The organism is Brevundimonas sp. UBA7664 (assembly GCF_002483305.1).
GTDB lineage: Bacteria > Pseudomonadota > Alphaproteobacteria > Caulobacterales > Caulobacteraceae > Brevundimonas.
The window spans coordinates 23,756-33,299 of sequence record NZ_DLHQ01000010.1 but is presented as its reverse complement, the minus strand read 5'-3'; the positions used below and the strand labels follow the sequence as shown (position 1 = coordinate 33,299).

Below are 9,544 nucleotides of genomic sequence, written 5' to 3'. Positions count from 1 at the left end.
GGGGCGGCGGTTTTGCTTTGGGCGTCGGATCATTCGGGCCGGGGTGGCCAAACCGGCGGCCGCTCGCTATTTCCGCCCCTCGAACAAAGGACAGGTATCCATGCGCGTCGCGATGATCGGCACCGGCTATGTCGGGCTCGTTTCCGGGGCGTGTTTCGCCGACTTCGGCCATGACGTCATCTGCGTCGACAAGGACCCGTCCAAGATCGAGCGGCTGGAGCGGGGCGAGATTCCGATCTTCGAGCCGGGCCTGGACGATCTGGTCGCCGCCAATGTCCGCGACGGCCGGCTGAGCTTCGCGCTGGACGGCGCAGAGGCGATCCGGACGGCGGATGCGGTCTTCATCGCCGTGGGCACGCCCTCCCGGCGGGGCGACGGCCACGCGGACCTGTCCTATGTCCATGCCGCCGCCGAGGAGATCGCCGGCCTTATCGAGGGCTTCACCGTGGTGGTGACCAAGTCCACCGTCCCGGTCGGCACCGGCGACGAGATCGAGCGCATCATCCGCGAACGCCGCCCCGACGCCGAGTTCGCCGTGGTCTCCAATCCGGAGTTCCTGCGCGAGGGGGCCGCGATCGAGGATTTCAAACGGCCCGACCGCATCGTCGTCGGCACCGAGGACGCCCGCGCCCAGGCGGTGATGCGCGAACTGTATCGCCCGCTGAACCTGAACGAGACGCCCATCCTGTTCACCGGGCGGCGCACCTCGGAACTGATCAAATACGCCGCCAACGCCTTCCTGGCGATGAAGATCACCTTCATCAACGAGATGGCGGACCTGTGCGAGGCCGTCGGCGCCGATGTGCAGCAGGTCGCGCGCGGCATCGGCCTGGACAAGCGGATCGGCGGCAAATTCCTGCACGCGGGTCCCGGCTACGGCGGCTCCTGCTTCCCCAAGGACACCCTCGCCCTGGTGCGGACCGCCACCGACGCCGGCTCCCCCGTCCGCCTGATCGAGACCACGGTCCAGATCAATGACGCGCGCAAGAAGGCCATGGCCGGCAAGGTCGCCGCGGCGTTGGACGGCGACCTGACCGGCAAGACGGTGGCCCTGCTGGGCCTGACCTTCAAGCCCAACACCGACGACATGCGCGACGCGCCGTCGCTCGACGTGGCCCCGGCGCTGATCGCCATGGGCGCGACGGTGCAGGCCTTCGATCCGGAAGGCATGCACGAAGCATCGAAACTGCTGGACGGAGTCATCTTCAAGGACGGCCCCTATGAGGCCGTCGAGGGCGCCGATGTGGTGGTGATCCTGACCGAATGGGACCAGTTCCGCGCCCTGGACCTGGACCGGGTCAAACTGCTGGTGCGTCAGCCGGTGATGGTGGATCTGAGGAACGTCTATCGGCCCGAGGACATGCGCGCGCGAGGGTTCAAATACGCCTCGATCGGCAGGGCCTAACGCAGGCCCACAGGGATCAGTTCAAGGCGTTCGGCGGCAACCGTTTCGGCCTGGGGCAACAGGGTCCGGCCAGCCCCGATGACCAAGGTCGCTGTCAGGACCGCGGAGACAGCGGCGATGGCGGCCAATTTCACCCCGTCGGCGAATTCCTGATGGTCCGGACGCAAACGATTCCCCCCGCAAGGCGTGTGTTTCGTATCCAGCACCAGATGGATCGCGCCGCAAGTCACGGAACGGTGTCCGGCAAAAGAAAAGGGCGGGGCCCGGAGGCTCCGCCCTTCTTTCATTGACGCGCTAACGCTCGCGGCGCGGCCGCTCGCTGCTTGAGCGCGACTGGATCAGCCGCGGAACGGGCGGATCAGGATCTCGACCCGGCGGTTCTGCGCCTTGCCCTCGGCGGTGGCGTTCGAGGCGATCGGGGCGCTTTCGCCGCGACCATCGACGTACAGCCGGTCGGCCAGCACATTGCGGCTGACCAGATACTGGGCCACCGACGACGCGCGCTGACGCGAGAGGTTCAGGTTGTAGTCGTCGGCGCCGTCGGAATCGGCGTGACCGACGATGTCGACGATCGACTGATCATAGCGGTTCAGGACGCCGGCGACGTCATCCAGGGTCGCGTTGAAGCGCGGATTGATGGACGACTGGTTCGACGCAAAGGTCACGTCCGAAGGCATGCGCAGGACCAGATTGTCGCCCTGGCGCGCCACGCCAACGCCCGAACCCGAGAGCTCGGCTTCCAGTTCGCGCTGCTGACGATCCATGTACTGGCCGACGGCCGCGCCGCCCAGGGCGCCGATGCCGGCGCCGATCAGGGCGTTCTTGCGGCCCTCTTCGGAGTTCGACGTGTTGGTCAGATAGCCCAGCAGGGCGCCGCCGAGGGCGCCGGCGATCACGCCCGTGCCGGTGTTGTTGCGGCGCGGCGCGGAGCTGTAGGGGTCGGTGGTGGTGCAGGCCACGCCGCCGAGAAGAATGGCGACCGTGGCGCCGGTGAGGAGCAGCTTGCTGCGCATGACGAGTATCCCTGTCTGTGAAATTATATCTGGCGCCGAAACGCGAGCTTACGGTGAAGGTTCCCACCTGTACCGCGCCTGAACGCGCATGGCGACTTTCCGACAGGCCGCGGCTTTGCCAAGTTCGCGCCTTAGGGCGTATGGAACCGCCTGTTCCAGAATGATGAGGCCCCGACGTGAGCGCGACCCTGAACCCGGAATCCGCCGCCACCGCCCGCAAGGCGATCGAGCCGGTGTCGATGACCTTGTACGACGCCGATTTCCAGGCCTTCGCCGATCGCCTGGGAACGTCGTTCAAACGCTACGGGTTCGCGGTCATCGCCGATCATGGGCTGGACGAGGCCGTCATCGAGGCCGCCGTCGCCGACACCAAGACCTTCTTCGCCCTGCCGGAGGAGACCAAGCGCCGGTATCACCAGCCGGGCACAGGGGGCGCGCGGGGGCTGACCCCCTTCGGCGTCGAGGCGGCCAAGGGCGCGGCCACGGTCGATCTGAAGGAGTTCTGGCACGTCGGCCGCGAGCTGCCCGAGGGCCACCCCTATCGCAAATACATGCGCGACAACGTCTGGCCGACCGAGGTCGAGGGGTTCCGGACCCATCTGTACGGCATGTTCGCGGCCATGGACGAACTGGGCGCGAAGATCCTGCGCGCCATCGCCCGCTATCTCGAACTCGGCGACGACTTCTTCGAGGACAAGGTCGAGATGGGCAACTCGATCCTGCGGATGCTGCATTATCCGCCGGTGCCGGCGGGTGCCTCGGGCGTGCGCGCCGGGGCGCACGAGGACATCAATGTCATCACCCTGCTGCTGGGGGCCGAGGAGGCCGGGTTGCAGCTGAAGGACGCCGACGGAGAATGGCTGGATATCGCGCCGCCGCCGGGGGCGCTGGTCGTCAATATCGGCGACATGCTGCAGCGGTTGACCAACCACGTCCTGCCGTCGACCAGCCACCGGGTGATCAATCCGGCGCCGGAACGGGCCAGTTTCGCCCGCTATTCGACGCCCTTCTTCCTGCATTTCAACCCGGACTTCGTGATCGAGACCCTGCCGAGCATGATCAGCCCGGAGAACCCCGACCGCTATGCCGGCAAGGCGATCATGGCCGAGGACTTCCTGACCGAGCGCCTGAGGGAAATCCGGCTGATCTGAGACGCCGGGGTGGTGGCTGCTACCGGGATATCCGCAGGCGGGTGATGTCGCGCCCGATGGCCTTGAAGGCCTCCGAGAGGTCGGCGCCGTTGGCCGGCAGGAAGGCTGAGCCCGAGGAGGCGCAACCGTTCAGGACCTGGGCGCCGCGTCCGTTCGCGTTCATCTGGAAGCCGACGGTATAGACGACGACCCCTTGGGCGCGCATCGCCACGCACAGGGCCGCGGTCTGGTCGTACGGGTCGCCGTTCGTCGCGTTGCAGTTGATGTGGTCGGACGCGCTGCCCGAGCCCGACCCCGCATCCGCAGCGATCACGCCGGTGCAGTAAGGCGTGTTGAACTCGCCGTCCGTCATGATGACGACCGCCTTCATCAGATCGTTGTCGTCATAGGCTCCGGCGGACGCGCTCGGCCACAGGCTGTTGAAGCCGGGCGAGACCGCGTACCAGCCCCAGGCGGCGCCGATCTGGCCCGCCGTGGAGCCGCCGATTTCGAGGTCGTCGATCAGGTTCTTCAACGTCGACTTGCTGCTGGACAGGGGCCGGATCACGGCGCCGGGGCAGCCATGACCGGGGGCGGGGTAGTTGCGGCCCACCCGGTTCGAGCCCGGGGACGCGTCGGTATAGGCCTCGGTCCCGGCCCGTTCGCTGACACAGGTGCTGATCTCGAAGGCCCTCAACGTTCCAGAGGTGTTGTAGAAGACCCGCCACTGGCAGCCGTCCTGACCGCACCAGCTGGAGCCGCCGGAGGTATGGGCGCCCCAGTCCGCGCCGTTGACGCCGATCGAATAGGTGTTGTCCGTCTGTCTGGTCACGATATAGGGCCGGTTGTTGACCTGGGTCATGCCACTGGCCCCGGTGATGTAGACGCCGTCGCCCGTCACCAGGCCATGCCCGGGAGCGGTCACCTGGACCGCGCAGTCGGACAGGAGGCATTTGCGGACCTCGCCGGAGCCGCCATAATTGCTGTAGCTGCTGGTGTTCACCGCCACCCAGGATGAGCCGTTCCACGACTGCAATGAGAATCTTGAGCTGCTGATTCTCTGGACCCGATAGGCCCGGTTGTTCACCTGCCCCATGCCGGAAACGTTGCGGATCCACACATAGTCGTTGGTCACGAGCCCATGGCTGGCCGAGGTGACGACCCCCGGGCTGGCGCGGGTGATGCCGGTGATGTTCCTCGCGGTCGCCGACGCCCAGGCCATGTGCGAGATGCCGCGGGCGCCGATGGGCGTCCCCCGGGCGCTGTTGGCGTAGGATCCGAGGTTGACCCCCATCGAATAGGGGACGATCGCCATCTTCGAATAGAACGGCGTCTGTAGGTCCTGAACGACCATGTCGACGAGCTCATCGGCCGCGTCCTTGAGGCTTTCGATCTTCGAACCGGACATCGACCCCGTGATGTCCAGCACCAGGGCGACTTCGAGATTCTTGGACGAGCGATTGACCTCGGAGTGGGCGCCGACCGGCAGATACTCGTCCATGAACTGCCCGTAGGGCGGCAGGAAGATGTTGGCGACGAGGGTCTTCACATTGACCCGGGCGTTGGCGATGACGACCTGGTCCTCACTCAGTTCGAATGTGGCCGATTCCTCGAGCAGGAGGATGTCGGGATAGGCGTTCAGATTGGCCCTGAGGGACGCCAGCCCGACCTCGGTGAGGTCCTCGGGATCCGTATAGGGGGAGCGGGCCGCGGCGAGGGCAGCGGCGTCGAGGGCGTCCTGAAGATTGGCCCGCACGGTCGAGGCGCGGTGGACGTCCACCCCGCCGACCGTGATCAGGACCAGCACCGGCAGAGTGAGGCCGAACATCAGGGCGACATTGCCGCGGGCATCGGACAGCAGGCGGCGAAGGAAATTCCTCACGCCGTGAGGGATGAGCGATTCAATGCGGCGTCCCATGGTCGTCGATTCCGCCATTCGCCGGGCAGCAAGGTCCAGCTTTCGAGGCGTCAGCATCGGCGAGCAACATTAACGCCCGGTGATCGCGATGATCTAGCGGGATATGCGCAACTGGGTGATGTCGCGGCCGATGGCCGAGAAGGCCTCGCGCAGGTCCGCGCCGGAGTCGGCCAGATAGGCGTTGCCCGGGTTGGTCGCGCAGCCGTTGACGACGGCGCGCGCGCGCTCGTCGTCCACCACCTGGAAGCCCACGGTATAGACGATCACTCCGGCGGTCTTCATGGCCGTGCACAGGGCCAGCGTCTGGTCGAAGGGGTGGCCGTTGGGCGCGTTGCAGTTGATGTGCAGGGACGCGGAGCCTGACCCGTTGGTCGAGTCGGCGCTGATGACGCCGTTGCAATAGCCGCTGTTGTATTCGCCGTCGGTCATGATCACGACCGCCTTCAGGGTCTCGGCGGTGTTGTAGGCGGCCCCCGCGGACGAGCCGAACAGGCTGCTGAACGCCGGTGAAACGGCATACCAGCCCCACGCCACGCCGACATGGCCGCCGGTCGAACCGGAAGCGCTCAACAGATCGATGTCGGCCTTGATCGCCGCCTTGTTGTTGGACAGCGGCTTCAAGGTGTTCGACAGGCAGGGATTGGACGTGGACGGATAGTTCCGGCCCACGCGGGCGGTAGACGGCGCCGCGTCTGTATAGGCGTTGTCGCCCGTCCGCTCGGTCACGCAGGTGCTGATCCGGTGGGTCACCAGGTCGTCGTACACATTCTCGAAGGCGTACCAGGTACAGCCCTGCTGGGCGCACCAGGACCTGCCGCCCGAGGTGTAGGGGGTCAGCGAGGCCTCGTTCATGTCGATGGTGAAGGTGTGGGTCGTGGCGTTGCCGACCAGATAGGTCTGGTTGTTGATCTGCGTCATGCCGCCGACGTCGGTGATATAGACGTAGTTGTTGTTGACGAGGCCGTGGTTGCTCGCGGTGATGGTGATCGAGCAGTCGTTGTTCTGGCACCGCTGGACCCGGCCATTGGTGCCGGTGAGGGCGCTATAGTTGCGCCCGTCCACCCTGACGCCGGCCAGGGTGTACAGTTCGAAGGTATTGGTCGTCCTGTTGGCGACGACATAGGGCTTGTTGTTCAGCGGCGTCATGCCGCCCACGCCGCTGATCCAGACGACGTCGTTGTTGGAAAAGCCGTGGCTGCTGGCGGTGATCACCACCGGCCGGGCCCGGGTTGCGGCTGTTATGGTCTTCGGCGTTCCGGCCAGATTGATGACCGCGCCGGTGATGTTGACCGAGCCGGTGATCGAGCCCCGCGCCGCGTTGGCGTAGCTGTCGACGTTGACGGCCATTGAATAGGGCACGATGGCGACCTTGGAATACCAGGGGGTCTGGACGTCCTGGACGACGATGTCGACCAGGTCCCTGGCGGCGGCGCGCAGATCGATGATCTTCTGGCCCGCCATCGAGCCGGTGGTGTCCAGCACCAGGGCCACCTCGATATTCCGGGACGACCGGTCCACCTCGGAATGGGCTCCCACCGGCAGAGTGTCATTCAGGAATTTGCCGGCGACCAGGGTCTTCACATCGACCCTGGAGGAGGCGATTACCACATCGTCCGCGTTCAGAACGAACGAGGTGTCGGCCTCGCGCAGGGTGATGTTCGGATAGGCGTTCAGATTGGCGCGCAGCGACGCCAGCCCGATGCGGCGGAGGTCGTCGTTGTCGGTATAGGGCGAGCGGGCGGCGGCGAGGGTGGCGGCGTCCAGGGCGTCCTGAAGATTGGCCCGCACGGTGGAGGCGCGGTGGATGTCGACCCCGCCGACCGTCATCAGGACCAGCACCGGCAGGCTGATGGCGAACAGCATGGCGACATTGCCGCGTGCATCGCCCGCCATGCGCCGGGCGAAGGCCCGCAGACCCCGACCCAGGCCGTCAATCCAGGAGACCCGTCCCATCGCCCCATCCGCCCGTGGTTCAGGCGCGAGGCAATCCGTCCGCACCTATCCGGGCAGAATGATCGGGCACGGTTAAGCGAAGGACCTACACCAAAGGTTAACGCGGAGACTTCCTCACGGAGGTGCCGCGCCCGCCCGCGGGCGGGGCCGGCTCAGGCCTCCCAGCCGCAGCTCTTGCCGCGGTTCTGCGCCGTCAGCCAGACGTTCAGCGGAGCGAAATAGTCGGCCACGGCCGAGGCGTCGTTCTCGCGCTGGCCGGTGAAGGCCTGCATGGCTTCGGGCCAGGGCCGCGACTGGCCCATCTCCATCATGGCGTTGAAACGCGCCCCGACCGCCTCGTTTCCATAGACGGAGCAGCGATGCAGCGGCCCGGTCCAGCCGGCCTGCTGGCAGGCCGCGCGGTGGAACTGGAACTGGTAGATGTGGGCCAGGAAGTAGCGGGTGTAAGGCGTGTTGCCGGGGATATGGTATTTGGCGCCCGGGTCGAAGGCGTTCTCCGGCCGCGGTCCGGGCGGGACCAGACCCTGGTAGCGCAGCATGTTGGCGGTCCAGGCGTCGTTGTATTCGGCCGGGCTGGTCTCGCCGTTGAACACGCCCCAGCGCCAGCGGTCGACCATCAGGCCGAAGGGCATGAAGGCGATCTTGTCGAGCGCCATCTTCAGCAGGAAGGGGATGTCCTCCGCCTCGCCGGGCACGCTCTGCAGCAGGCCTATCTGGTTCAGATAGGTGGGGGTCAGGGCCGACAGGCCGATGAAGTCGCCGATGGCCTCGTGGAAGCCGTCGTTCGCCCCGTTCTTGAACAGGAAGGGCTGATCCTTGTAGGCGCGCTGGTAGTAGTTGTGACCGAGTTCGTGGTGGACCGTATAGAAGTCGTCGCCGTTCACCTGGGTGCACATCTTGATGCGGATGTCCTCGAGGTTGTCGAGGTCCCAGGCCGAGGCGTGGCAGACCACCTCGCGGCCCTCGGGCCGGGTGATCATCGACCGCTCCCAGAAGGTCTCCGGCAGCTCCTCGAGGCCCATGGAGACGTAGAAACCCTCGCCGGTCTCGACCATTTTGCGGGCGTCGTAGCCCGAGGCGACGAGACGCTCGGTGAGGTCGTAGCTGGAGGCGCCGCCCTCGGCCGGGGCGACGACGTCGTAGATGTTGCCCCATTGCTGCGACCACATATTGCCCAGCAGGTCGGCGCGGATCGGGCCGCTGTCGGGCTGGACCGCGTCGCCGTAGCGGTCGTTGAGACGGCTGCGGACGTAGCAGTGCAGGTTCTCGTAGAAGGGTCTGACCTGTTCCCACAGGCGATCGGTCTCGGCGGCGAAGGCGTCGGGCTCCATGTCGTAGCCGGCGCGCCACATGGCGCCGGTGTCGGCGAAGCCCAGCTCGGTCGCGCCCTCGTTGGCGATCTCGACCATGCGGGCGTAGTCGGCGGCCATGACCGGCGAGACGGTGCGCCAGCCCTCGTAAAGGGCCTCCATCTCGGCGGGGTCGCGGGTCTCGGCCATCAGGACGGAGGCCTCGTCGAGGGTGATCTGGCGGCCCTTGAACTCGAACTTGCCGACCGAATAGGTCGAGTCGAGGCGGGTGGTGATCTCGGCCAGCTCGCCGGCGGCGCCGGGGCGGTTGGGGGCCGGCAGGACGATGCCGAGGCGCAGCAGGTTGAGCTTGCGGCGGACGTCGGCGGGGACCTCGACGTCGTTGAAGCGGGCGGCGCCGTTGGCCAGCTCGACCTGGAGCTCGGTGTATTCGGCGTTGATCCGGCTCTCCAGCCACATGGTGTCGTGGGTGATGTTGGTGGCGCGGGTCCACTGGATGCGGGCGGCCTCCTCGCTGAGGGCGGCGAGGCGGGTCTCGGCCTGGGCGACGAAGGCGGCGGCGCCGTCCGCCGTGACGGCCTGCCCGGCGTCGGCGGCGGACGCCGATGTCGGCGCCCCCAGCGGTTCGATCAACTCAACCGAGACCCCGTCATCATCCCAGGATCCGTCGACGACGGTGACGCACCCCGCGCTCGCGATCGAGAGGGCGCAGACAGCGGCGGCGGTCATCAGAGTGGATTTCATGGACGTCCTCCTCGCGCGGTCTGGCGCCGCGCCGTTGGGGGGCAGGTGAAGGGAGCCGAGCCGTTGCGTCA

At 66.8% G+C, this 9,544-nt stretch carries 6 protein-coding genes; 2 read left to right on the top strand and 4 right to left on the bottom strand.

Translation table 11 applies throughout. The annotated features are described in order from the left end of the window. Positions 1-100: 100 nt before the first annotated feature. Entirely contained in the window at positions 101-1,405 is a 1,305-nt protein-coding gene (locus B2742_RS02010; RefSeq protein WP_292062328.1) for a UDP-glucose dehydrogenase family protein, read from the top strand. 338 nt (positions 1,406-1,743) lie between these two features. Here B2742_RS02010 and B2742_RS02005 read toward each other — a convergent pair whose 3' ends face one another. After that, entirely contained in the window at positions 1,744-2,418 is a 675-nt protein-coding gene (locus tag B2742_RS02005; RefSeq protein WP_292062326.1) for an OmpA family protein, read from the bottom strand. A 239-nt stretch (positions 2,419-2,657) separates the two neighbouring features. Here B2742_RS02005 and B2742_RS02000 point away from each other — a divergent pair, with 239 nt between their 5' ends. Continuing rightward, on the top strand, positions 2,658-3,569 hold the full coding sequence (locus tag B2742_RS02000) for an isopenicillin N synthase family dioxygenase (RefSeq protein ID WP_292062331.1): 912 nt from the start codon (positions 2,658-2,660) through the stop codon (positions 3,567-3,569). A gap of 19 nt (positions 3,570-3,588) precedes the next feature. Here the strand turns inward: B2742_RS02000 and B2742_RS01995 are convergent, their stop codons facing one another. The 3 genes from B2742_RS01995 to B2742_RS01985 form a co-directional block, all read right to left on the bottom strand. Then, entirely contained in the window at positions 3,589-5,466 is a 1,878-nt protein-coding gene (locus B2742_RS01995) for a TadE/TadG family type IV pilus assembly protein (protein WP_292062323.1), read from the bottom strand. Between the two features lie 93 nt (positions 5,467-5,559). Then, positions 5,560-7,419 carry a TadE/TadG family type IV pilus assembly protein gene (locus B2742_RS01990; RefSeq protein ID WP_292062320.1) on the bottom strand — a complete coding sequence of 620 codons (1,860 nt, stop codon included), beginning with the start codon at positions 7,417-7,419 and terminating at the stop codon, positions 5,560-5,562. A gap of 152 nt (positions 7,420-7,571) precedes the next feature. Beyond that, entirely contained in the window at positions 7,572-9,473 is a 1,902-nt protein-coding gene (locus B2742_RS01985; RefSeq protein WP_292062317.1) for a M2 family metallopeptidase, read from the bottom strand. Positions 9,474-9,544: the final 71 nt, after the last annotated feature.